Below are 23,320 nucleotides of genomic sequence, written 5' to 3'. Positions count from 1 at the left end.
CACTCACACACGACGTCATGGGCATGTTTCAACTCAACTGGGTCAAAGCGCTGATCGGCGAATCGAGCATCCAGCGCGATGCCAACGCCGTGCCGGCCGTCGCTGCCGCCCACTTTGCCCCGAGCCCGGTGTTGCTGGCCTATGCGACGCAAACCGGGGTTACCGAGGATCTCGCCAACGCCACTCATGAGCAGCTGCTGGCGGCCGGCATCGAGACCGAACTGGTCGAGCTCAACGACCTCGACATCGAGAAGCTCGCCGCCACGCCGCAGGCGCTGTTCCTCACCAGCACCACCTGCGATGGCGATCCACCCGACATGGCCGAGGCCTTTGCCGAAGAGCGCATGATCGATCCAGCGCCGCTGGAACACCTGCAATACGGTTTGCTCGCGCTGGGCGACCGCGCCTACGACCACTTCTGCGGCTTCGGTCACGCGCTCGATGAATGGCTGCGCGCCTGTGGCGCCAAGCCGTGGTTTCCATGCATCGAGGTGGACGACGAAGACGGTGACGCGCTGGATCGCTGGCATGCCCAAGTTGCCGCACTGGTACCCAAAGTCGCAGCGGCCGCCAGTCCGATCACGCCGTGAAACAATGACCAGCCGCACCCTTCGGCGGAACTGAAACCGATGCATATCGACCTTCCCGCGGCGCTGCGCGAGCGCCTGCACGCCATTCGCTGGTTCGCGCTTGCGGCGGTATCGGCGCTCATCGCGGGCGGGCTGATCGCTGCAGTGATTGCCCGCGCGCCCACCCAGCCGCTGGTGTGGATGGTGGCGTTCCTGGTGTTGGTCACCGGTGTGGCGCAAATGGTGCTGGCGCTAGGCCAGGGGCTGTTGCCCGAACACCTGCCATCGGCACGCTGGCGTGCCGGTGAATGGTGGCTGTTCAATCTGGGCAATCTGGGCGTGATCGTCGGCACGCTGCGCACGCAGCCGCTGTGCGTCACCGTCGGCACGGCGCTGTTCATTGCCTCGCTGGTGGCGTTCTATCTCGGCGTGCGCGGCGGCAAGGCGGGTTTGCTGCTGCATGCGTTCCGCACAGTGCTGGTGGTGGTGTGCGCCGGCGCCTGCGTCGGGCTGGCGCTGTCACTGGGCGGCCTGCGCGTCTAGTTGGGAGCGCGGGCGGAAACGGTCCGTTCGCCCCGCGGCGCTTCCGCTGCGCCGCACTCCCGCGCATGCTGGCGGCCATCTTCCATTGGGGATGGCCACATGATCGAACGCAGACCCTTCAACCTGCTCGGCGGCGGCAACCACGGCTGGCTCGACACCAGGCATCATTTCTCCTTTGCCGATTACCACGACCCGATGCGCATGCATTGGGGTTCGCTGCGCGTGTGGAACGACGACACCATCGCGCCGAACACGGGTTTCCCGCCGCACCCGCACGCGGACATGGAGATCATCACCTACGTGCGCGAAGGCGCCATCACCCACCAGGACAGCCTCGGCAACCATGGACGCACGGTGGCAGGCGACGTGCAGGTGATGAGCGCGGGCACCGGCATCCGGCACGCGGAATACAACCGCGAGGACGTGCCCACGCGCATCTTCCAGATCTGGATCATGCCCGATACGCACGGCGAGGCGCCGACGTGGGGCACGCGGCCGTTCCCCAAGGGCGATCGCGCGGGTCGCTTCGTGGTCTTGGCCAGCGGCATGGCCGGGGACGCCGATGCCTTGCCGCTGCGCACCAACGCCCGCGTGCTGGGCGCGACCCTGCGCGCCGGTGAAACGGTAGAGTACCCGTTGGCCACGGGGCGCTATGCGTACCTCGTACCGGCGCGTGGCAAGGCCACGGTGAACGCGGTCACCATCGATGCCGGCGATGGCGCTGCGCTCCACGATGAGCCCGGCGTGCGCGTGGTCGCCACCACCGACGCGGAAGTGGTGTTGGTGGATGCGGCCGCCTGACGTCCCGGCGCACTTGATTTCCATCCATTCATCACCAGTCTTGGCGTATTGATGCGTTGACCGGCGCCGGGCGCGGGCTTGATGAAAATCAGAGCTTGCGCGCGGCGCATCGTGGTCGCATGGCGTGATGCGGCATGTCTGGAACGGATGGAGCACGATTGATGCAGGCGGATTTCTGGTTGCAATGCTGGCGCGAGGGACACATCGGTTTCCATCTCAAGGAGCCGCTGCCGCTGCTCATCAAGCACTGGCCCGATCTCGACTTGCCGGCCGACAGCCGCGTGTTCGTGCCACTGTGCGGCAAGTCGCCCGACATGGCCTGGTTGGTCGCGCACGGGTATCGCGTGCTTGGCGTGGAGCTGTCGCCGATCGCAGTGGAGCAGTTTTTCGACGAACACGGGCTGGCGCCCGAACGCCACGCAACGCCGTTCGGCACGCGTTACACCACCGACCGCATCGACATCATCCAGGGCGACGTGTTCGGCCTCGACGCCGCAACGCTGGCCTCCTGCACCGGCGTCTACGATCGCGCCGCCGTGGTGGCATTGCCGGCCGATTTGCGCCAGCGCTACGCCCACGAGGTGTACGGCAAGCTGCCGGCGGGCTGCCGCGGCCTGATGGTCACGCTCGAGTACCCGCAGCGCGAAATGGACGGCCCGCCGTTTTCGGTGGAAGAAGGTGACGTGGAAGCCTTGCTTGGCCACGCCTGGGATACCAGCGTGCTCGACCGGCGCGACATCCTCGCGTCCGAACCGAAATTCCGCGCGCGCGGCCTCAGCGCGTTCCACACCGCGGTGTATCGCCTGTCGCGCCGCGCAGTCTCGCCGTAGCGCCGCACGCGCCTGCCCCCCATTCTTTTCACTTCACGATCGCGAGGTTCTTGCCGTGAAACTTTCCACCCAGACAACCGATTCGGGCACCACCACGCTGCCCTTGGCGCGCAGCCCGAACCTGCACGAGACCGACCCCGAGCGCCTGCGCAAGACACTCCGCGACTACTTCACCAGCACCTTCGACCGCTATGAATCGCTGTTCGACACGCTGGCCACCGACGCCGCGTACTACGAGCCGTCGATCACGCTGCGCCATCCGCTGATCTTCTACTTCGGCCACACCGCAACGTTCTTCGTCAACAAGCTCCTGCTCACCCACATGATCGAGGAGCGCATCGACCCGCATCTGGAGTCGGTGTTCGCGGTGGGCGTGGACGAGATGAGCTGGGACGACCTGGACGACACGCACTACGACTGGCCGAGCGTGGCCGACGTGCGCGCCTACCGCAACAAGGTGCGCGCGCTGGTCACCCACCTGATCGATACCGCACCGCTCACGCTGCCGCTGGGCTGGGACAACCCGTGGTGGCCGATCATCATGGGCATCGAGCACGAGCGCATCCACATCGAAACCTCCTCGGTGCTGATCCGCCAGCACCAGCTCAAGTACGTCAAGTCCGACCCGGCCTGGAAACCCTGTCGCGACACCGGTCCGGCGCCGGCCAATGCGCTGGTCAAGGTCGAAGCGGGCCACGTCGCGCTCGGTCGCGACATCACCAGCGCGCTGTACGGCTGGGACAACGAGTATGGCCACCACGAGGCCGAGGTGCCGGCATTCGAGGCCGGGCGCTACCTGGTCAGCAACCAGGAGTTCCTCGCCTTCGTCGAGGCCGGCGGCTACACGCTGGCCGAGTACTGGGACGAGGAAGGCAACGGCTGGCGACAGTTCGCCAAGGCCACCCACCCAACGTTTTGGCGGCGCGCCGCCGACGGCTGGCGCCTGCGGCTGATGACCGAGGAAGTGGCGATGCCGTGGAACTGGCCGGTGGAAGTGAACTACCACGAGGCCAAGGCGTTCTGCCGCTGGAAATCCGCGCGCGACGGCCAGCCGGTGCGGCTGCCGACCGAGGACGAGTGGTATCGCCTGTACGACGAAAGCCGGCGCGGCAACGACGCGCCCGACGCCAACATCAACCTCGCGCACTGGGCCTCGTCGTGCCCGGTCGATCATTTCCGCCAGGGTGATTTCTACGATGTCACCGGCAACGCCTGGCAATGGACGGAAACCCCGATCTATCCATTCGAGGGCTTCCAGGTGCACCCGGTGTACGACGACTTCACCACGCCGTGCTTCGACGGTCGCCACAACCTGATGAAGGGCGGCTCGTGGATCGCCACCGGCAACGAGGCCGAGCCGGTATCGCGCTACGCGTTCCGCCGGCACTTCTTCCAGCACGCGGGCTTCCGCTACGTGGTGTCGAAGAATATGAAGCCGGCGCCGGCCTCGCACTACGAAACCGACAAGCTGCTCTCCGAGTACGCCGAGTTCCACTATGGCGACACCTACTTCGGGGTGCCGAACTTCTCCAAGGCGCTGGTGGAGCTGGCGCTGACCAAGCTGGGCGACACGCCGCGGCATACCGCGCTCGACCTGGGTTGCGCGTCGGGCCGCGCCACGTTCGAGCTGGCGCGGCATTTCGACCACGTCACCGGCGTCGATTTCTCCGCGCGCTTCATTGGTCAGGGCGTGGCGCTGGCGCGTGGCGACAGCCTGCGGTATCTGCTGCACGACGAAGGCGAGCTGGTCGAGTACAAATCGCACAACCTCGACGAGCTCGGGCTGGCCCGCACGGCGGCCAAGGTCGAGTTCTGGCAGGGCGACGCGTGCAACCTGAAGCCCACGTTTGCCGAGTACGACTTCGTGCTGGCCGCCAACCTGATCGACCGCCTGTACAACCCCACGCAGTTCCTCGAAACCATCCACGAGCGGATGAACATTGGCGGCCTCTTGATGATCACCTCGCCCTACACCTGGCTGGCCGAACACACGCCACGCGCGGATTGGCTCGGCGGGTTCAAGAAGGATGGCGAGAGCTTCACCACGCTCGATGGCCTGGACGCGGTGCTGGGCAAGCACTTCGAGCGCCTGGGCGAGCCGCAGTCGGTGCCGTTCGTGATCCGCGAGACGCGGCGCAAGTTCCAGCACACGCTGTCGGAAGTGACGTTCTGGCGGCGGCGCTCGTAAGCTGTCGTTGAAAGGCTGCATCCGTACCGGGGCAACGTTCGCGTTGCCCCGGTTTTGCATTGGGAGACACGATGAGCTTCGATTTCGACCAGCCGGTGGATCGCGCCGGTACCCACGCGCTGAAATATGACTTGCGCGCGCAAAAATTCGGCCGCGCCGACGTAGCGCCGCTATGGATCGCCGACATGGATTTCGCCGCGCCGGAGTGCGTCACCCAAGCGCTCATCCCCCGCGCGCAACACCCCATCTACGGCTACACCACCTGGCCCGCCGGCATGCTGGACGCGCTGGTCGGCTGGTGCGCACGCCGCCATCACTGGCAGGTCGAAACCGACTGGCTGCTGCCCGCCAACGGCGTGCTGGCCGCACTCTCCGCCGCCCTGCAGGCCTGCACGCAAGCAGGTGACGGCGTGATCGTGCAGCCGCCGGTCTACGGCGGTTTTGTCGAGGCGGCGCTCGCGTGCAGACGCCAGCCGGTCGACAACCAACTGCACGAGGAAGCCGGGCACTACACGATGGATTTCGCGCAGCTCGAACAATGCGCACGCGCCGGCGCCCGCACTCTGATGCTGTGCAATCCTCACAACCCGGTCGGCCGCGCGTGGTCGCGCGACGAGCTGACCGAACTGCTGCGCATCGCCCGCCAATACGGCATCACGGTCATCAGCGACGAGGTGCACGGCGACCTCGCCCTGCCCGGCCACGTGCACCAGCCGCTGGCCGCGCTGGCGACCGCGCAAGATCGCGTCATTACCCTGCTGTCGCCGAGCAAGACCTTCAACCTGCAAGGCCTCGGCCTTGCCGTGCTGGCCACCGCCAACCCCGAACTGCGCGCGGCCGTCGCCCACCAGCTCGAAGCCCTGCACCTCGTAGGCGCCAACCCCTTCGCCGTCGCCGCCGCCGAAGCCGCATGGCGCGGAGGCGACGCGTGGGTGGATGCACTTCAAACGTATCTGGGCGCCACACGCGATCTCCTGATCGCACGGCTGCCCGCCAGCAACGCCATCCACGCAGTGCCACCCCAAGCCAGCTACCTCGCCTGGTTGGATTGCCGCGCCTTGCGCAAGACCGACGCCGAACTGCGCGACTTCTTCATCACGCATTGCGGCCTCGGCCTCAACCCAGGTGCCGACTACGGCCAGGGCGGCAGCGGGTTCATGCGCTTCAACTTCGGCGCGCCGCGCAAGATGGTCGAGACGGCGCTGGATCGCATCGCGGCGGCACTGAAGTCGGCGTGATGCGTTGGGGGGATTCGGGATGACTCCCCAATCCCCCCGAATCACCCCAATGACTTCCGCCTGCACACGAGGCGTCAGGCGGACGCCTTCAGTCGCACGTGCCGATCAATGTTTCGCCAGCCACGCATCCACCGCCGGCAAGCGGTCCTTGCGGATCATCATGCGGTACTCGATGTTGGCGATGGCGGTTTCGGCCGGGCGGCGGGCGGAAGCCGGCAGGCTGGCCGCGTAGGCCTTGACCTTGTCGATCATGGACGGATCGAACGAGGCGCTGGCCAGCCGCGGATAAAACTGGCTGCTGGCGCTGGAATCCACCAGTTTGGCGACCTGCTCGCGATGGGCCATGGCGAAGTTCCACGCCAGATCCGGGAAATGCCAGGCCACGGCGCTGATCATGCCGGCGCTGTTGGTGGCGCCCGGTTCGTCGGTCAGGGCCAGTGCCAGCGCACGCTCGGCCAACGCCTGGTCGTCGGCAATCCCCAGCAGGCGATACAGCCGATCCTTGATCATCGGCGTCTTCTCGGCCTTGGCCTGGGCGTGCAGCTCGTCCCAGGCCTTGGTGTCGGCATGCTCGGCGACAATCATGTAGACGCTCTGGCGCAGTGCGGCCGGCAGCGCCTTGGGATTGGTCTTGGCGGCGGCGAAGCGCTGGCGTACGTCGGCCAGCATCCGCGCGTCGCCCAGTTGCGCGAGTGCGCCGATGAGTTGGGTGCGCAGGAGCGTGGCTGAAGTACTTTCGTTCGGCTTGGGCACCCAGCCGATGCGGTCGAACTCGGGGCGCAACTGTTTGACAGCGTAAGCGCGGAAGCGCGTCTGCCGCGGCTTGTCGCCGCGGTAGTACGCATCCAGCCCGACCAGGCTGCCGGCCACGCGCGACCACAGCTCCGGGCTGGCGTCGGCAGGCACCGCGTGGGCGAGATCGAGGAAATCGGACACCGGCTCCAGTCCGGCCATACCTTCGGCCCAGCTGTCGCCGAGCAGGCCGAGCTGGTCGATCGGCGCCAGGCGGGTGAAATCCTTCGCCAGCGACGCCCGCAGAGTCGGCGCGTACAACGTGCGGTAGTAGCCGCTCTGCCCGGCGTTGACCAGCACCGGGCCACAGCCGGCAAGCGTCACGCTGGCGCTGCCGTCGATCAGCGTGCTCGTTGCCGGCTGGCCGACCACCTGCGCGATCACCGGCACATGCCAGCGCAGCGGCGTCTTGTGCGGCTGGTCGCGGCTGAATTCGCCCTGCGTGAGGCTCACGGTGCTCCGGTTGTCGCGGCAGGTGGCGGCCGTGACATTGATCAGCGGCACGCCGGGTTGCAGGGTGAAATCGTGGGCAACCTGGGTGATCGGCTTGCCGCCGGCGACCTTGTCCATCGCGTGCCAGAGGTCGTCCGACACCGTGTTGCCGTAGGCATGCGCGGCCAGGTAATCGTGCACGCCCTGCCGCCACGCCGCGTCGCCCACGTAGGCCTCCAGCATGCGGATCACCGCCTCGCCCTTGGCGTAGGTGATGGTGTCAAACGCCTGGCTGGCCTCCTCCACCGTGGCGATCTTCTGCACGATCGGGTGCGTGGTGGCGATGGCATCGCGCCCCATCGCCCCCTCGCGCACGCGGACGGTCTCGAGCACGGTGTTCCACTCCGGGTGCACCTTTTCGGTTTCGCGCTCGGCCATCCACGAGGCGAAGCCCTCGTTGAGCCACAGATCGTCCCACCAGCGCATGGTCACCAGATCGCCGAACCACTGGTGCGCCATCTCGTGCGCCGCGGTGTTGAACACGTTCATGCGGTCGCCCTGGGTGGAGTACGCCGGGTCGAGCAGCATCGCGTACTCGAAGGTGAAGATGGCACCCCAGTTTTCCATCGCCGAAAAGAACTGGCTGCTGCCCGGCGCGGCGATGTTGTCCAGCTTGGGCAGCGGGTACCTGATGCCGAAGTAATCGTTGTAGTCGTGCAGGATGGTCTTCGCCGAGTCGAGCACGAACCCGGCCTGCGCGGCCTTGCCCTTTTGCGCCACCACGCCGATCTGGGTGCCATCGGATTCGGTCGTGGTGCGCTCGAAATCGCCCAGGCCGAAGAACAGCAGATAGGTGGACATTTTCGGCGTGGTTTCGAACTTGACGCGTGCCAGGCCGTGGCCGAGATCTGCGGTGCTGGCGATGGGCATGTTGCTCACCGCCATCTCGCCCTTTGGCGCGGTCACGGTCAGGTCGAACGTGGCCTTGTACGCGGGCTCATCCCACGAAGGAATGAAACGCCGCGCGTCGGAGTTCTCGAACTGAGTGAACAGCGCGCGCCGCTGGCCGTTGGCGGTCGGGTAATTGATCGCGAACAGGCCGTTGGCCTGGGTGCCGATCTTGCCGGTGTAGTCCAGCGTCAACCGGTACTTGCCCGCGGTCACCGGCTTGGCGAACGTGAAGCGTGCGGTCTGGTTGGCTGCGTCCACCGTGGCCTTCGCCGGAAGCGCCTTGCCGCCGGCGGCCGGCGCGAGGGTGGCCGACGAGAAAGTCATGCCGAGCGCATTCAGGGTGATGCGGGAAGTCGGCGTCGCCACGGTCACGTCGATCACGACATGGCCGTCGAAAGTCAGCTTATCCACATGCGGCACGATGCTCACTGCGTAGTGCGTGGGCATCACGCCACGCGGCAACTGGGTCGGTGTTTCGGCCGCAGCCGTGGCAGGCGCCGCAGCTGGCGCCGCCAGGACGGTGCCGGCGGGCAAAGCGAGCGCCAGGGTGATAGCGGCAACAAGCATCTTGCGCATGGAAGTTCTCTCGACAGGGGATGGCCGCAGCGCCCGACCGGGCACTGGCAACGGCGGCGAAACCGGACATAGCGGCATGCTTGCGCCGGCCGCGCCGCCGCGACACCGCCGGAAGTCACGCTTCGGCGAGGAAACCTGGCTTGTGAGTTTTTCAAACGCCGAATAGGCACGTCCAGGCGAATCGACAGATTCGCCTGTTCTGGCAGAAACTCGCCATATGCTTGATTTGCCGCCTGAATCGTGGTGCGCTTGCGACGTGCAGTGAAGCAAAAAACTCACAAGTCACGGTGTTCAAGCCTCGGCGCCCATGCGCCCCATGCGCCGTTCGACGCCGAAGCCGTAATACGCCGCCACCAGCAGCGCAATCCATGCGATACCCACGTAGATCGCCACGCGTGTGTCCGGGCTGTAGCCGAGCATCACCCACACGAACAGCAGGAACGCGAGGCATACCGCGCTGGACAGCGGCCACACGCGCAGGCGGAAAGCCAACGGCTGTGCCTGCAGCCGGCGAAAGCGCCAGTGCGCCACCAGCACCATGCCCCAGGTCCACACCGTGTTGAACGCAAGGATCGACATCATCATGCCGAAGATGCGCTGCGGCACGAGGTAGTTCATCAACACGCCAAGCAACAGGAACGCCATCGTCACCAGCACCCCGCGCAACGGCACGCCGGAGCCATTCGTGCGCCGCAACGCCGCCGGCGCCTGGCCCTTGATCGCCAGGCTGTGCAGCATGCGGCTGCCACTGAAAGTGGTGGAGTTGAAGCTCGACAGCGCGGCGGTGATCACCACGAAATTGATCAGCCCCGCCGCCTGCGGAATACCGAGCTTGGCGAAGGTGGTGACGAACGGGCTGCTGTGCGCATCCAGCTCGTTCCACGGATAGATCGCCATGATCACGAACAGCGAGCCGATGTAGAAAATGAGGATGCGCCAGATCACCGAGTTGACCGCGCGCGGAATCGTGCGCTTCGGCTCAGCCGCCTCGGCCGCCGCCATGCCAATGGTTTCGATGCCGCCAAAGGAAAACACCAGCACCGGCAGCGCCAGCACCATGCCGGTCACCCCGTGTGGAAACCAGCCGCCATGCGACCACAGGTTCGCGAGCCCCAGCGGCTTGCCGCCATTGCCCCAGCCCAGCCAGATCAGCGCAAAGCCGCCCAGGATCATTCCCACCACGGTCAGCACCTTGATCAGCGAGAACCAGAACTCCAGCTCGCCGTACACCTTCACCGCCAGCAGGTTCAGCGCGCCGATCATGCTCACGCTGGCAAACGCCCAGATCCACTGCGGCACCTCCGGGTACCAGGCTTTCATGTACACGCCCACCGCCGTGCTCTCGGCAATGCCGACGCCCATCATCAAGATCCAGTAGTTCCACCCGGTGAGGTATCCGGCCAGCGGGCCGAGGTATTTGTGCGCATACGCGCCAAACGAGCCTGCCACCGGTTCCTCGGCAGCCATTTCGCCGAGCGCGCGCATGATGATGAAAATCATCGTGCCGCCGAATACATAGCCGAACAGCAGCGACGGCCCGGCCAGTTGGATCGCGGTGCCCGAGCCGAGGAACAAGCCAGCGCCGATGCACATGCCCAGCGCCATGAAAGTGATGTGGCGCGGCGTCAGCTGACGCTGCAGATCTTGATTCATGCCATTCCCCGAGAAAAAACGTCAGCGCATCAGCCGCTGCGAAGGCTTCCACGGCAGCTTGCCGCGCCAGTACTGGATCAGCGCGTAGCCGCCGACCATGCCGCCCAGATGGGCGAAGTGCGCCACCCCAGCCTGGGTGCCAGTGACCCCCAGCACCAGCTCCACCGCGGCATAGCCGATCACGAAGAGCCACGCCGGCACCGGGATCGGGAAAAAGATCAGGAACATCTTTTCGCGCGGATAAAGCATGCCGAACGCCAGCAGCAGCCCAAACAACGCACCCGAAGCACCAATCGTCGGGTAGAACCCGTGGGTGAAGTACTTGACCACGATGAGCTGCGCCACCGCCGCCGCCGCCGCGCACACAAAGTAGTAGATGGTGTAGTTGCGCGCGCCGAAGGTGAGTTCGATCACCCCGCCGAACATCCACAGACCGAACATGTTGAACGCGATGTGCTCGAAGCCGCCGTGCATGAACGCGTAGGTGACGAGCTGCCACGGCTCGAAACCGGCCACATCCACATAGGGCGAAGCCCCAAGCGGCCACAGCGCGAAATACCGCGTCAGTGCCGCCGTGGTGGCGTCATGCAGCGCCAGCTGCAACGCAAACACCAGCACGTTGGCAATCAAGAGATAGCGGGTAACCGGGGGGATGCGCGTCGGCATGAAAGAGGTTCGCAACGCCCGCGCAACGTGGGCAAAGTACAAGGGTAGCCAGTGCGGTGCGGGCATGCCATGTGCAAACGGTCACGGCCGCAACGCGCGCCAAAGAAAAACCGCCCGCAGGCGGCTTTCCCTTCACCATGAACTGCTGGGAGCGTGGGCGGTAGAAACGTTCGAGGCGAAAAGTTCTCTGCGCGAGGATCGTTTTCCGACGCTGCGCCGGCCCATAGTGGTTCCATGGGTCAAGCAGCGGCGGGAAACGGAGCCGCGCAGAGGGCTTTGCAGCCCGGACGGCTTCTACCGCCCACGCTCCCTGTTCAGCCGCCGACGTGCGCCAGCATGCCTTCCGGACGCTTGGCGCCCACAAAGCGCTTGGCCCAGTACGCTTCGTCGAGGCTGGAGATCTGCACCGCCTTGCCGGAAGCCGGCGCGTGGATGAAACGGTCGCCCGACACATAGATGCCGACATGCGTGATGTGATGCCGGCGTCCGGTGCTGAAGAACACCAGATCCCCCGGCTTCATGTCCGCCCGCTTGACCTTGAGGCCCGCGAGGAACTGCGAGGCGGAATTGGCCGGCAACTGCACGCCGATCGCGTGCGAGAACACATAGCGGACGAAACCGCTGCAATCGAAGCCGGTCGTGGGGCTGCGCCCGCCGCGCACATAACGCACATCGCGCAGGCCCATGGCCGCGGCAATCAGCGACTTGCGCAGGTCGGTCAGGGTTTCCGCCGGGCTGCTGGCCGCAAGCGGGCCGTCGGTTTTGGCAAGGACGTGATCGGCCTTGGCCACGTTGGCCGCGGTCGGCGCCGCCACACTATGCCCGGCGGAAAACGCCGGAATGGCCCCGGCGATACCGGGCAATTGGCTGGCGACGGCCACTGCCGATGCATTGAGGATGGGCAGCTGGTTGAGCGAGAGCGCCGCCGAGCCATCGGCAGCAATCGGCGCAGGGTTGGCCACGGTACGCGTTTCGGCAAAGGCAGTGGTGCCCAAGAGCAACATCGAAACGAGCGCGGCAACCTTGGTCAATTGCTGAATCTGCATCAGGCAGTCTCCCCTCCGGCGTGGGTTCGGTAGCTGTCGTTTCACAGGGAAACGACACGGCGAAGGTTCGACCTTAGCAACACATGCGCCCGCGTTTGTTCGATCCAGGTTAACTGTACCCCGCCGTTTCGGAGGTATGCGAAGCCCGTCACATTCGAGTACACACATGAAAAATCAATAACTTGTGTGTTTTCAGGAAGTGAAGCCGACGCTTAACGCGGTGCCTCGGGCCAGTAATACGAATCCGGATACGGCCGCTTGCCGAAGATCGCGGTGCCGATGCGTACCTCGGTGGCGCCTTCGGCGATGGCGATCGGAAAGTCGCCGCTCATGCCCATGGACAGGCGCGGAATATGGTGGCCGCGGCCAATGGCGGCATCGCGCAACTCCCGCAGCTGGCGGAAACAGGCACGGATTTCCTCCGGCACCTTGGTGTGGATCGCCAGCGTCATCAACCCGCGCACGCGCAACGTCCCATAGCCGGCCAGGCTGTCCAGAAAGCCCGGCAGCTCGGCCGGCGGCAGACCGTACTTGGTGTCCTCGGTGGAGGTCTTGACCTGCACCAGCACGTCGATGGCGCGGCCTTCCATTTGCAGCCGGTGATCCAGCGCAGCAGCCAGCTCGGGTCGGTCCAGCGACTGCACCTCGCTGGCATAGCGCGCCACTTCCTTGGCCTTGTTGGTCTGCAGGTGGCCGATCATCACCCAATCCAGATGCGCGTTGGCCAGCGCGCGCGCCTTGTCGCGGATTTCCTGCACTTTGTTCTCGCCGAAACGGGTGAGGCCAAGCGCCATCGCTTCGCGCACCACGTCGACGCCGAAGGTCTTGGACACCGGCAACACGTTGACCTCGGCCGGATCGCGCCCGGCGGCGCGGCAAGCATCGGCGACGCGGCGCTGGATGTCCGCCCAATTGGCGGCGAGATGGGATTGATCCATGGGTATCGATACCCCCGTTGTTCGCCCGCCCTTCCTTTCGGAAGGTCGAGATGAGAGGTGGGGTTGGACAGGGCAACAGCGAAGCTGGACGGCACCTGCCGGCAACTCCGCGAGCCCGGCCCCTCACCACGGCCCTCTCCCCAGTGGGGGAGAGGGGGAAAGTGGCCATCCCCCAAGAAGAAAAAAAGGCGCCCCTCTTTCCCGGATCGGGGGATCAGCCAGTGTCAGCCCTTGGCGCCCTGCGCGTAATGCTTGGCAATCACCTCGGCCACCACGCCAGACACCTTCTTGCCGGTAGGGATGTGCAGGAACTCGTTCGGGCCGTGCGCGTTGGAGTGCGGGCCGAGCACGCCGGTGATGAGGAACTGCGCCTTGGGGAATTTCTCGCCCAACATGCCCATGAAGGGGATCGAGCCGCCCTCGCCCATGTACGTGGCGGGTGCGCCGAACTGGCTCTTCGAGGCATCGTCCACCGCCTTGTCCAGCCACGGCGACAGCGCCGGCGCGTTCCAGCCGCTGCCGTCCTTTTCCAGATCGAAGGTGACGGTAGCGCCGTACGGCGGGTCCTTTTCCAACAAGCCCTTGACGAACCGGCCGGCCTGTTTCGCATCCAGCGTCGGCGGCACGCGCAGGCTCAGCTTGACTGCGGTGAACGGGCGCATGACGTTGCCGGCACTGTCCAGCGCGGGGATGCCGCCGATGCCGGTCACCGCCAGTTGCGGGCGCCATGTGCGGTTCAAGACCAGCTCGGAGAGATCCTTGGTGACCGGCTGCATGCCGCCCTTCCACGGAAACTTGTCGTAGATGTCGTTGCCCAGCACCTGCGCGGCGTGTTTGGCCTGCTCGGCACGCTGCGCCGGCACTTCGACGTACAACTCCTTCGGCTTGATGGCGCCGGTGGCGGAGTCTTCCAGCCGGGAGAGGATCTCGCGCAGGATGCGGAAACTCGACGGCACCACGCCGGAGGCGTCGCCGGAGTGCACGCCTTCGTCCAGCACCTGCACCGTAAGATTGCCGCCGGTCATGCCGCGCAGCGAAGTGGTGAGCCAGAGCTGGTCGTAGTTGCCGCAGCCCGAATCCAGGCACACCACCAGCGATGGGCTGCCGATGCGGCTGGCGAGGTGGTCCACGTAGAACGGCAGGTCGTAGCTACCCGACTCCTCGCAGGCCTCGATCAGGATCACGCAGCGCGCGTGCGGCACGCCCTGTTCCTGCAGCGCCAGCAATGCGGAGAGCGAACCGAAGATGGCGTAGCCGTCGTCGGCGCCGCCGCGACCATATAGGCGATCGCCCTTGAGCACCGGCGTCCACGGGCCGAGGCCTTCGGACCAGCCGGTCATCTCCGGCTGCTTGTCCATGTGGCCATAAAGCATGACGGTGTCGTCGCCCTGCCCCGGCACCTCGATGAAGATGAGCGGCGTGCGGCCGTCCACCTCGAGCACTTCGAGCGTCGCGCCCGGCAGTGCGGCCAGCTTGCCGCGCGCCCAGTCGGCCATCAGCTTGAGCGCGGCATCCATGTGGCCATGGGCTTTCCAGTCTTTGTCGAACATCGGCGACTTGTTCGGGATGCGGATGTACTCGACCAGCTTGGGCACGACTTCCTCATCCCACAGGCCGCTGATGCAGCGGGAAAGACGGGCGGTATCCATGAGCAGCTCCCTAAATATGCGAGACCGCCAGTGTACCAGTGGCCCGACAGCCTCCCGGCGTCGGACGACAACGTGACGCGTTGTCGGCGCACACCGCGGCTGCCGCGACACCCGCTGTGCGCCCGACGCGAACATCGCAAAGTCGCGCCGCGGCACCTCGCCGCCTGCCACTTTGGAGCTCACACCATGCATCGCAAACTTGCTGCCATCGCCCTGCTGCTCGGCCTTGCCGCCCCCGGCCTGCTGCTGGCCGCCACCCCGGTCAACGTCAACCGCGCCGACGCCGCCACCCTCGCACAATCGCTCGACGGCATTGGCCCGGCCAAGGCCGACGCCATCGTCGCGTGGCGTACCGCCAACGGCCCCTTCAAGTCGGTGGACGACCTGCGCCAAGTCAAAGGTATTGGCGAGGCCACGCTGGAGCGCAACCGCAGCGCGATCCTGCTGGCCGACCGCGCTGGCACTGCGCCCGCCGCAGCCAAGCCGGCCAAGTCAGCCCAATCGACCAAGCCGACGAAACCGGCAAAACCGGCGCCAAAGCACCCGTGATCGCGGCGCAAAACACCGCATGAAGCCGTGGGCGATATGGCTGCGCCGTGCTGGCCACGGCGCGGCCTGCGTTACACTCGCGCGCCTTTCCCGCTCGCTGGCCAGCCATGATCCTGCCGCGTTACCACGTTGCCGCCTCCACCATCCCGGGCGCCGGCAAGGGTCTGTTCCTGGACGAACCGGTCGCCGCCGGCAGCATCATCACGGCACCGGACCAGATCGACCATACCTACCGGCTGGCCGACATCGAGGCCTCGCCGACATTGCACGAGCAGTTCTATGCCAGCGCGCGCTGGTTCGAGGATCGCTACACGCTGTCGCCCGACTGGCCGGACGAATGCTTCATCAACCACAGCTTCACACCCAACGGCCTGTGGCATCTGGGTTTCGTGTTTGCGCTGCAATCGCTGGCCGCCGGCGCCGAAATCACCGTCGACTACCGGCACCTGCTGCCGCCCGGCCAGGCCGAGGATTTCGTCGATGCCCTGACCGGTGAGAGTATTGTCGGCTGGTCATGGCAGGAGAGTCTTGTCGACAGCACGCGCGCACTGGCTGCGCTGCTGGCTGTCGATCGTCGTCGCTGATGCTGGAAATACCGGAGATAGAAACCGCACGGCTGCGGCTGACCGCGCTGGCCGAACGCCATTTCGACGACTACGCCGCCATGCTTGCCGACGCCGACAGCACGCGTTACATCGGCGATGGCCAACCGCTCGACCGTACCAACGCGTGGCGCTCGCTCGCCATGCTGCTTGGCCACTGGCAACTGCGCGGCTGCGGCATGTGGGCGCTGGAGCGCAAGGACGACGGTGCCTTTGTGGGCCGCGCCGGCCTGATGAACCCGGAGGGCTGGCCCGATCTCGAACTGGGCTGGATGCTGGGCGCCAATCACCGCCATCACGGCTACGCCACCGAAGCCGGCGCCGCCGTGCTCGATTTTGCGTGGACGACGCTGCATGCCACGCGCGTCATCAGTCTGATCCGCCCGGGCAACGTGGCCGCCGAGCATGTCGCGCAACGGCTCGGCGGGGAGGCGATCGAAGACATCGACTTCTACGGCGACCGGGCACGCGTGTTTGCGTATTACCCGCCGCATCGGGAAAGTACCGACGTGGCGTGCTGAGTCGCCGGCTGCCGATGGTTTTCCCGGCAGCCCGTCGGGATGAATCCCGCCGCCTCGGGCTTGGCGGTCAGGCCTGCATCGGGCTTGGCGGCATCGAGATAAAGCTTCCGCTCCGGATCGAGCTGCGCCGATACCACCTTGCCGGGCTTGACGAAATCGAAGCGTGCCCAGCGCCTCGTCGACAAACTCATCCCATCCCCCTCCCATGACTGGCAAAATGTGCGCCCGCGGCGCGTGGGCCGTCATCAGCCAGGTCACGCTGCAAGCCTTTGCATCCGCTAAGCATGCGTATGCGCCCGGCATGGCAAGCTGTGCGTCTGCGTTGCCGCAAATCAGGAGGAAACCCGACGCATGCGCATCCTGCTTGCCGAAGACGACGCCGCGATTGCCGATGGCATCTGCGCCTCGCTGCGCCAACACAACCACGCCGTGGACCACGCCACCGATGGCCGACTCGCCGACGCCGCGCTGCGCGACCACGAGTACGACCTCCTGGTGCTCGACCTTGGCCTGCCGCAGCTCGATGGCAGCGAAGTGCTGCGCCGCCTGCGCAGCCGTGGCGCCGGGTTGCCGGTGCTGGTGGTGACGGCGCGTGACGGGCTGGCCGAACGCATCCGCGTGCTCGACCTGGGCGCCGACGATTATCTGGTGAAGCCGTTTGCGCTGGCCGAGTTCGAAGCCCGCGTGCGCGCCCTGCTACGGCGCTCGAGCACCCACGGCATGCCCGAACTGAAGCTCGGCCAATTGCGGCTGGACCTGCCCGGCCACCGCGCCTGGGTCGGTACCACCGCACTCGAACTTACCGCCCGCGAGTTTGGCCTGCTTGAAGCCCTCGCCCGCCGCGCCGACCGCGTCACCAGCCGCGCACAGCTGGTGGAAGCCTTGTGCAACTGGGACGAGGAGCTGACCGACAACGGCCTCGACATCGCCATCCACCGCCTGCGCCGCAAGCTCGAAGGCAGCGGCACCGGCGTACGCACCATCCGCGGGTTGGGCTATCTGCTGGAGGAATCCAGCGGCGAAGCCACACCATGAAGCGCCCCCTGCGTCGCCCCAGCCTGCGCCGCCGTCTGCTCGGTTTCCTGCTGATCCCGGTCGCCGTGCTGTTGCTGCTGGACATGACGCTGACCTACGCCGTGGCGCTCGGCTACGCCAACCATGTGCACGACCGCGACCTTGCCGGCGATGCGCTGACGCTGGCCAAGATGATGGGCAACGAGCAGCTTGGCGGTGAACTCAGCCCACAAGCGCGATTTCTCTTGCAGTACGACCCGAGCGGCGAGGGCTTCTTCAGCGTGGTCAGTCGCCAGCGCGGGCTGCTCGCCGGCAATGATCGGCTCCCGGCGGCCAGCCCCCCATCCTCTATCGGCAGCCCGCCAACATTGTTCGACACCCACGTCGGCAAACACGCCCTGCGCGCCGTCACCCTCACCACCCGCGCACCGAACCGGCCGGGCGACGAGCTGGTCATCACCGTGGCCGAAACCCTGCACGATCGCCACATGCAGGCACGCAACATCTTGCTGCTGGCGATCGCCACCGAAGCGCCGCTGGTCATCTCCGTGCTGCTGCTGGTGTGGTTTGGCGTGAATCACGGCCTGCGCGTGCTGGACCCGCTCACCGAACGCCTCGCCCGCCGCAACCATGAGCTGAGCCCGATCGGCGCCCCGGATGTACCGCAGGAAATCCTGCCACTCACGCGCACCATCGACGCCCTGTTCTCCCGCCTGCGCAGCATGCTCGCCTTGCACGACCGGTTCATTGCCGACGCCGCGCATCAGTTGCGCACGCCGCTGGCCGGGCTCAGTCTGCATGTCGAGCGCGCGCTGGCGGCATCCGACCCGGCCAGCGTGCACGACGCGCTCGCGCACATCCGCGACCTGACCCGGCGCACCGCGCGCACTACGGCGCAATTGCTGTCGCTTACCCGCGCACAAGCGCCATCGAACGACACCCAGGCGCCTGCCGTGATCGACCTGGCGCAGTTGATTCCCGATGCCGTCGGCCAGCGCGTGCACGAAGCGCTCGAAGCCGGAGTGGACCTTGGCTACCAGTGCACTGAGCACACGCTAAGCATTCGCGGGCATGCTGCCAGCGTGCTTGACCTGCTCGACAACCTGATCGACAACGCCATCCGTTATGCCGGTCGTGGCAGCATCGTCACCGTCAGCCTGCAGCGCGGCGCCGACGACGGCGCGTGCCTCACGGTCGAAGACAACGGCCCGGGCGTGCCGCCCGAACTCCTGCCGCGCCTGAGCGAGCGGTTTTTCCGCGCTCCGGAGACCCACGCCGAAGGCAGCGGCCTGGGCCTGGCCATCGTGCAACGCATCGTCGAACGGCACCACGCCGAAGTCGTCTACGAGCTGGCCGAGGAACACGGCCTGCGCGTCACGGTGCGCTTCCCGCCGGTGCACGACGACCTCGCATCGGCTGCCTGACAGCATGTGCCGGCACTTGTATGCTAAGCAGTCGGCACGGTCGCCGCGCATCCTTTTTCCCCTGCTCACGTCGTGACCGCATTGTTTTCCCTCCCCGGCGCCGCACGCGCTGCACTTCCCCCTCCGCGTCTTCGCCGTCGCACGTCTGCGCGTTCGTGGCGCTGCGCTGCGCTGGCAGCGGCCATCGTACTGGCCGGCTGCAGCGTGAAAATGCCGGAGCTCAAGCCGCCGATTCCGGCACAGTGGCAGCAAGCGCGCGCCAGCCAGGCGCCGGCTCCCACCGACCTGCATGATTGGTGGCATGCGTTCCACGAACCGGCATTGAATGCATTGGTTGATCGTGCCCTCGTACACAACCTGGACGTGGCGCAGGCGATTGAACACCTGCGCGCCGCGCGCGCCATGCTGCGCCCGGCCCGCGTGCGTTACTGGCCAGGCCTAAAAGCCAGCACCGACCAGGTGGTCGACCCGGATGCCTCGGCGTCGTATCTCGTTGCCGGTTTCGATTCGACCTGGGAGTTCGGCCTGTTCGGCCGTGCCACCGCCAGCCAACGCGAGGCGCAAGGGCAACTCGATGCCAGCGCCGCCGACCTCGCCGGCGCCCGCGTCACGCTGGTGGCCGAGGTCGTGCGCAACTGGATCGAACTGCGCACCGCGCAGCAGCAGGAGCAGCTGCTGCAGCACATCGCCGACCTGCGCGCCCGCCAGCTCGATCTCGTGACCGTGCGGGCACACCTCAAGCTGGCCGCGGCCACCGACGTGGACACCGCAACCGCCGCAAGCGCCGAAGCCGCCGCCGCGCTCGCGGCGCCGCGCCATGCCGCCGTGGCCGCGGCACAACGGCTGGCCGTGCTGCTTGGCCAGAACCACCCGGACCCGGCTTGGCTTGCGCCCGGCGCCCAGCCCGAGCTTGGTGCCTGGCAGATCGACGGCGCACCGGCCGAGCTGCTGCGCACGCGCCCGGAAATCGCCAAGGCCGAAGCCAACGTGCTGGCAGCCGCCGGCGAGCTGGGCATTGCCCGGGCCAACCGCTTTCCGCAGCTCGGCTTGAACGCCTCGATGGTCTGGGCCACCGACCTCAACAACAACCGCAAGCGCACGGTATCCAACGGTCTGGCTACCATCGGGCCGGCCATCGACATCCCGCTGTTCGACTGGGGCATGCGTGCCGCCGCCGATCACGCCAAATCGCATGAGCTGCGCGCCGCCGTGCTCGCCTACCGACAGGCAGTGCTCGAAGGCGTGGCCGAGGTCGAAACCTCGCTCAACGCGCTGGCGCAGCAGGAACAACGCGAACAGCATCAGGCAACGGCGCTGCGCGCGCTGGAGCATGCCGACGCCGCCACCGCCACCCGCGTCAAGCTGCAACTGGATTCGCCGCTCACCCTCGCCGAACGGCAACTCGCCACGGCCCAGGCCCGGCTCGAACTGATCGACACCCGCGCCAGCCGCGGCATCGCCTATGTGGCCCTGTACAAGGCGCTGGGTGGCGCGCCGCGGCCAACGCCAGATCACGACCAGGACACCGCCGCCCACGAGGCCGCACGCTGATGGTCGCCCTCGCGCGCAAGACGCTTGTCTACGAATGGCGGCGGTTCCTGCCAGCGATCATCGCGGTCGGCTTTGCCGGCCTGTTGCAGCTCTTGCAGCTGGCACTGGTGCTCGGCATCTTCGGCGCCACCAGCATCTACATCACCGGCTCCGACGGCGAGGTATGGATCGGCTACCCAGGCACCCAAAGCGTCGGCTCCGGCCGCTCGATCGACGCCAATGTCGAGGCGCGCGTGCTGATGGATCCCGCGGTCGCGCGCGTCGAGTCGTACCTGTGGGTGGACGGCGACTGGCGCGGCGCCGGCGAAACCGGCGGCGTATCGGTGTTCGTCTCGGGCATCGACCCGGCGGCGAACGGGCTGCTGTTCGCCAAGGTGCTGTCGCCGGCACTGCGCACGCGGCTGGCCGAACCCGACGCGGTGATCGTCGATCGCGCCGACCTCGACAAGCTGGGCGTGCAGCTGGGCAAGACCGCCACCATCAACGGCCATCGCGTGCGCGTGGTCGGTGTCAGCCACGGCCTGCGCGGGCTCGGCGGCATCAACGTCATCACTTCGCTGGACACCGCGCGCCGGCTCGATGCCGACGACGCCGACATTGGCCCGACTTACCTCGTCGCCGAGCTGCGTAACCCGGCGGCAGCGGAGGCAGTGGCGCAGCGCCTGCAGGGCGATCCGGCGTTTGGCCCGTACACGGCGTGGAGTTCGGCCGATTTCGCCCGGCGCTCGGTGCGCTACTGGTTGTTCGACACCGGTGCCGGTGCCGGCGTGCTGTTCCTTGCCGGCATCGTGTTCCTGGTCGGCGCGGTCATCACCAGCCAAACCCTGGTCGGCGCGGTGAACGGATCGGCGCGCGAGTATGCGACGCTCAACGCGCTGGGGGTCGGTGTCAGTGCGCTGCGCAAAGTGGTGCTGGAACAGGCGTTCTGGGTGGGGGCGCTGGGACTGGTTGGCGCCGTGGTGCTGGGTGCGTTATTGCTTGTTTTCGCGCGCAGCCAGGACGTACCCGTCGTGCTCGGCCCGGCTTCCGCCGGCGCGTGCATCGTGCTGGTGCTGGGCCAGGCGGCGGTCTCCGGCATGGCCGCCATGCGCAGCCTGCGCCGCATCGACCCGGCGACCCTGCTGCGATGAGCGCGCAACCCGCCAACGCCACCGTGATTCGCGCCACGGACGTGTGCAAGGCATTCGACAGCGGGCGCCTGCGCACGCAGGTGCTCGACCGCCTGTCATTGACGATTGATGCTGGCGAACTCACGCTGATTTCCGGACCTTCCGGCTGCGGCAAGAGCACGCTGCTGGCGATCCTGAGCGGCCTGCAAAAAGTGGATGCCGGCCACGTCAGCGCACTGGACAGCGAGCTTGGCCAGTTGAGCCTCAGCGAGCTTGAGCGCTTTCGCCTGCTGCACACCGGGTTCGTGTTCCAGGGTTTCAATCTGTTCCCTGCGCTCACCGCAGCCGAACAAGTCGAACTGCCGCTCACCCACCTCGGGTTGTCCACCCACGACGCGCGCAAGCGCGCCGTGCAATCGCTCGAGGAAGTCGGCCTCGGTCACCGCATGCGCCTGCGCCCGGCCGAGCTTTCCGGCGGCGAGAAACAGCGCGTGGCGATTGCCCGGGCGCTGGCCAAACAGCCGCAATTGCTGTTTGCCGACGAGCCGACCAGCGCGTTGGACGCCGCCAACGGCCAGACCATCATCGACCTCTTGCATCGCATCGCGCACAACCACGGCACCGCGGTACTGTGCGTCAGCCACGACCCCCGCCTCGTCGCCCACGCCGACCGTGTCCTGACCATGGAAGATGGCCGCATCCTCAGCGACCGCCGGCGCGATGCCGCCACGGAGAAAACCTCATCATGATGCGCACTTCACCCCGTGCGTTGTTCCGCGCCTTGCTGGTACTGGCCGCGGGCGGCGCGCTGCTCGCCTGCTCCCGCTCCGCACCGCCGGCAGCCACTGCCACGGACGCCACGCCCTATGCCGCCGTCGCGCGCGGCCGCATCGCGATCGAAGGCGGGCTGCTCGCCCTGACGATGCCGCGTGAAGGCACGCTCGCCAGCGTCGACGCACACGAAGGCGACCGGGTGAAACGCGGTCAGGTGCTGGCCGTGTTGGACACCCATCCGGCCGAACTTGCCGTGCAGGCGGCGCAAGCCGACGTGGAGCAGGCCAAGGCGCAGGTGCAACTTGCCGATGCCAAACAGGCCGGCGCCAGGCAGCGCGCCGAGCGCCTCACCGCCGCCGCCGCGGCAGGTGCCGGCGACGGGCAAAGCGCTGACGACGCACGTGATGCCAGCGCCCAGGCTAGGGCCGAGCGCGATGCCGCGCAGGCCGCTGTCGACCTCGCCGAGCAAAAACTCGCCAGCGCCAAATACGAGCTGGCGCAACGCACCCTGCGCGCTCCGGTCAATGCCACGGTAGTCAGCGTCACCGCACAGCCCGGCGCCAGCGTGTCGCCGTCCTCCGGCACCGTGTTCACGCTGCTGCCCGACAAGCCGCGCATCGTGCGCGCCGAGCTCAACGAGAGCTTCGTCGGCGCGATCAAACCCGGCATGGCCGCCCAGGTCGTCGCCAACGACGACGCCGAAAACGGCCATTGGAACGCGCATGTGCTGCGCATCGGTCAGGTCTACGGCCCCGCCACGCTGGAAAACGACCCGCAGATCCGCGCCAACGCCCGCACCGTCGAATGCGTGCTCGCCTTCGACCAGGCGCAACCACAACTGCGCATCGGCCAACGCGTGATCGTGCGTTTCCTGCAGGCGCGATAAGTCGGGAATCGAGAATAG

The 23,320-nt window shown here is 66.8% G+C and carries 22 protein-coding genes; 15 read left to right on the top strand and 7 right to left on the bottom strand.

The genetic code is table 11. The features are described 5' to 3' along the window. Positions 1 to 23: 23 nt before the first annotated feature. The 6 genes from AC3WP6_RS07260 to AC3WP6_RS07235 all read left to right on the top strand — a co-directional run bounded on the left by AC3WP6_RS07260 (position 24) and on the right by AC3WP6_RS07235 (position 6,169). Positions 24 to 590, top strand: coding sequence for a flavodoxin domain-containing protein (locus AC3WP6_RS07260; protein ID WP_492627111.1), 567 nt, complete (start codon positions 24 to 26; stop codon positions 588 to 590). A 39-nt stretch (positions 591 to 629) separates the two neighbouring features. After that, a complete protein-coding gene (locus AC3WP6_RS07255) occupies positions 630 to 1,112 on the top strand; it encodes a hypothetical protein (RefSeq protein ID WP_492627110.1) in 483 nt (160 codons plus the stop codon). Between the two features lie 99 nt (positions 1,113 to 1,211). Beyond that, on the top strand, positions 1,212 to 1,913 hold the full coding sequence (locus AC3WP6_RS07250) for a pirin family protein (protein ID WP_492627109.1): 702 nt from the start codon (positions 1,212 to 1,214) through the stop codon (positions 1,911 to 1,913). Between the two features lie 161 nt (positions 1,914 to 2,074). After that, positions 2,075 to 2,743 carry a thiopurine S-methyltransferase gene (locus AC3WP6_RS07245; protein ID WP_492627108.1) on the top strand — a complete coding sequence of 223 codons (669 nt, stop codon included), beginning with the start codon at positions 2,075 to 2,077 and terminating at the stop codon, positions 2,741 to 2,743. 55 nt (positions 2,744 to 2,798) lie between these two features. After that, entirely contained in the window at positions 2,799 to 4,931 is a 2,133-nt protein-coding gene (gene ovoA, locus AC3WP6_RS07240) for a 5-histidylcysteine sulfoxide synthase (RefSeq protein WP_492627107.1), read from the top strand. 71 nt (positions 4,932 to 5,002) lie between these two features. Further along, positions 5,003 to 6,169, top strand: a complete 1,167-nt coding sequence (locus AC3WP6_RS07235) for a MalY/PatB family protein (RefSeq protein WP_492627106.1) — start codon at positions 5,003 to 5,005, stop codon at positions 6,167 to 6,169. 105 nt (positions 6,170 to 6,274) lie between these two features. Here AC3WP6_RS07235 and AC3WP6_RS07230 read toward each other — a convergent pair whose 3' ends face one another. The 6 genes from AC3WP6_RS07230 to AC3WP6_RS07205 form a co-directional block, all read right to left on the bottom strand. Continuing rightward, positions 6,275 to 8,920, bottom strand: coding sequence for a M1 family metallopeptidase (locus AC3WP6_RS07230; RefSeq protein ID WP_492627105.1), 2,646 nt, complete (start codon positions 8,918 to 8,920; stop codon positions 6,275 to 6,277). Positions 8,921 to 9,211: 291 nt separating this feature from the next. Further along, complete coding sequence (locus AC3WP6_RS07225) at positions 9,212 to 10,573, bottom strand: amino acid permease (RefSeq protein ID WP_492627104.1); 1,362 nt, start codon at positions 10,571 to 10,573, stop codon at positions 9,212 to 9,214. A gap of 21 nt (positions 10,574 to 10,594) precedes the next feature. Continuing rightward, positions 10,595 to 11,239 (bottom strand): rhomboid family intramembrane serine protease, encoded by a 645-nt coding sequence (locus tag AC3WP6_RS07220; RefSeq protein WP_492627103.1) that lies wholly within the window; start codon positions 11,237 to 11,239, stop codon positions 10,595 to 10,597. Between the two features lie 314 nt (positions 11,240 to 11,553). Further along, a complete protein-coding gene (locus AC3WP6_RS07215) occupies positions 11,554 to 12,285 on the bottom strand; it encodes a C40 family peptidase (RefSeq protein WP_492627102.1) in 732 nt (243 codons plus the stop codon). 212 nt (positions 12,286 to 12,497) lie between these two features. Then, positions 12,498 to 13,223 (bottom strand): YggS family pyridoxal phosphate-dependent enzyme, encoded by a 726-nt coding sequence (locus AC3WP6_RS07210; RefSeq protein WP_492627101.1) that lies wholly within the window; start codon positions 13,221 to 13,223, stop codon positions 12,498 to 12,500. Between the two features lie 224 nt (positions 13,224 to 13,447). Continuing rightward, positions 13,448 to 14,872 carry a M20 family metallopeptidase gene (locus tag AC3WP6_RS07205; RefSeq protein ID WP_492627100.1) on the bottom strand — a complete coding sequence of 475 codons (1,425 nt, stop codon included), beginning with the start codon at positions 14,870 to 14,872 and terminating at the stop codon, positions 13,448 to 13,450. 186 nt (positions 14,873 to 15,058) lie between these two features. Between AC3WP6_RS07205 and AC3WP6_RS07200 the strand changes: the two genes are divergently transcribed. From AC3WP6_RS07200 to AC3WP6_RS07190, 3 genes are all read left to right on the top strand, one after another. Further along, positions 15,059 to 15,421: a ComEA family DNA-binding protein gene (locus AC3WP6_RS07200; protein WP_492627099.1), complete on the top strand. Its 363-nt coding sequence runs from the start codon at positions 15,059 to 15,061 to the stop codon at positions 15,419 to 15,421. 107 nt (positions 15,422 to 15,528) lie between these two features. Continuing rightward, a complete protein-coding gene (locus tag AC3WP6_RS07195; protein ID WP_492627098.1) occupies positions 15,529 to 16,005 on the top strand; it encodes an SET domain-containing protein-lysine N-methyltransferase in 477 nt (158 codons plus the stop codon). Continuing rightward, positions 16,005 to 16,544: a GNAT family N-acetyltransferase gene (locus tag AC3WP6_RS07190; protein ID WP_492627097.1), complete on the top strand. Its 540-nt coding sequence runs from the start codon at positions 16,005 to 16,007 to the stop codon at positions 16,542 to 16,544. Before AC3WP6_RS07195 ends, AC3WP6_RS07190 begins: the two co-directional genes overlap by 1 nt. On the opposite strand, the gene AC3WP6_RS07185 is transcribed toward AC3WP6_RS07190, so the two are convergent. Further along, the gene (locus AC3WP6_RS07185) at positions 16,505 to 16,735 is read right to left on the bottom strand and encodes a hypothetical protein (RefSeq protein ID WP_492627096.1); all 231 of its coding nucleotides are present in this window, start codon (positions 16,733 to 16,735) and stop codon (positions 16,505 to 16,507) included. The genes AC3WP6_RS07190 and AC3WP6_RS07185 overlap by 40 nt on opposite strands. Positions 16,736 to 16,895: 160 nt before the next feature. Here AC3WP6_RS07185 and AC3WP6_RS07180 point away from each other — a divergent pair, with 160 nt between their 5' ends. The 6 genes from AC3WP6_RS07180 (at position 16,896) to AC3WP6_RS07155 (ending at position 23,302) form a co-directional block, all read left to right on the top strand. After that, on the top strand, positions 16,896 to 17,579 hold the full coding sequence (locus AC3WP6_RS07180) for a response regulator (RefSeq protein WP_492627095.1): 684 nt from the start codon (positions 16,896 to 16,898) through the stop codon (positions 17,577 to 17,579). Then, positions 17,576 to 18,982 (top strand): sensor histidine kinase, encoded by a 1,407-nt coding sequence (locus AC3WP6_RS07175; RefSeq protein ID WP_492627094.1) that lies wholly within the window; start codon positions 17,576 to 17,578, stop codon positions 18,980 to 18,982. The genes AC3WP6_RS07180 and AC3WP6_RS07175 overlap by 4 nt, the downstream gene beginning before the upstream one ends. A 72-nt stretch (positions 18,983 to 19,054) precedes the next feature. Beyond that, positions 19,055 to 20,533, top strand: a complete 1,479-nt coding sequence (locus AC3WP6_RS07170; protein WP_492627093.1) for an efflux transporter outer membrane subunit — start codon at positions 19,055 to 19,057, stop codon at positions 20,531 to 20,533. Then, positions 20,533 to 21,663 (top strand): ABC transporter permease, encoded by a 1,131-nt coding sequence (locus AC3WP6_RS07165; RefSeq protein WP_492627092.1) that lies wholly within the window; start codon positions 20,533 to 20,535, stop codon positions 21,661 to 21,663. The genes AC3WP6_RS07170 and AC3WP6_RS07165 overlap by 1 nt, the downstream gene beginning before the upstream one ends. Next, entirely contained in the window at positions 21,660 to 22,391 is a 732-nt protein-coding gene (locus AC3WP6_RS07160) for an ABC transporter ATP-binding protein (protein ID WP_492627091.1), read from the top strand. Before AC3WP6_RS07165 ends, AC3WP6_RS07160 begins: the two co-directional genes overlap by 4 nt. Continuing rightward, on the top strand, positions 22,388 to 23,302 hold the full coding sequence (locus AC3WP6_RS07155; protein ID WP_492627090.1) for an efflux RND transporter periplasmic adaptor subunit: 915 nt from the start codon (positions 22,388 to 22,390) through the stop codon (positions 23,300 to 23,302). The genes AC3WP6_RS07160 and AC3WP6_RS07155 overlap by 4 nt, the downstream gene beginning before the upstream one ends. The last annotated feature ends 18 nt before the right edge of the window (positions 23,303 to 23,320 follow it).

This window comes from Rhodanobacter sp. FW106-HT46G03 (assembly GCF_058789895.1).
The sequence above is the reverse complement of the archived record's forward strand: the minus strand, read 5'-3'. Positions and strand labels throughout refer to the sequence as shown.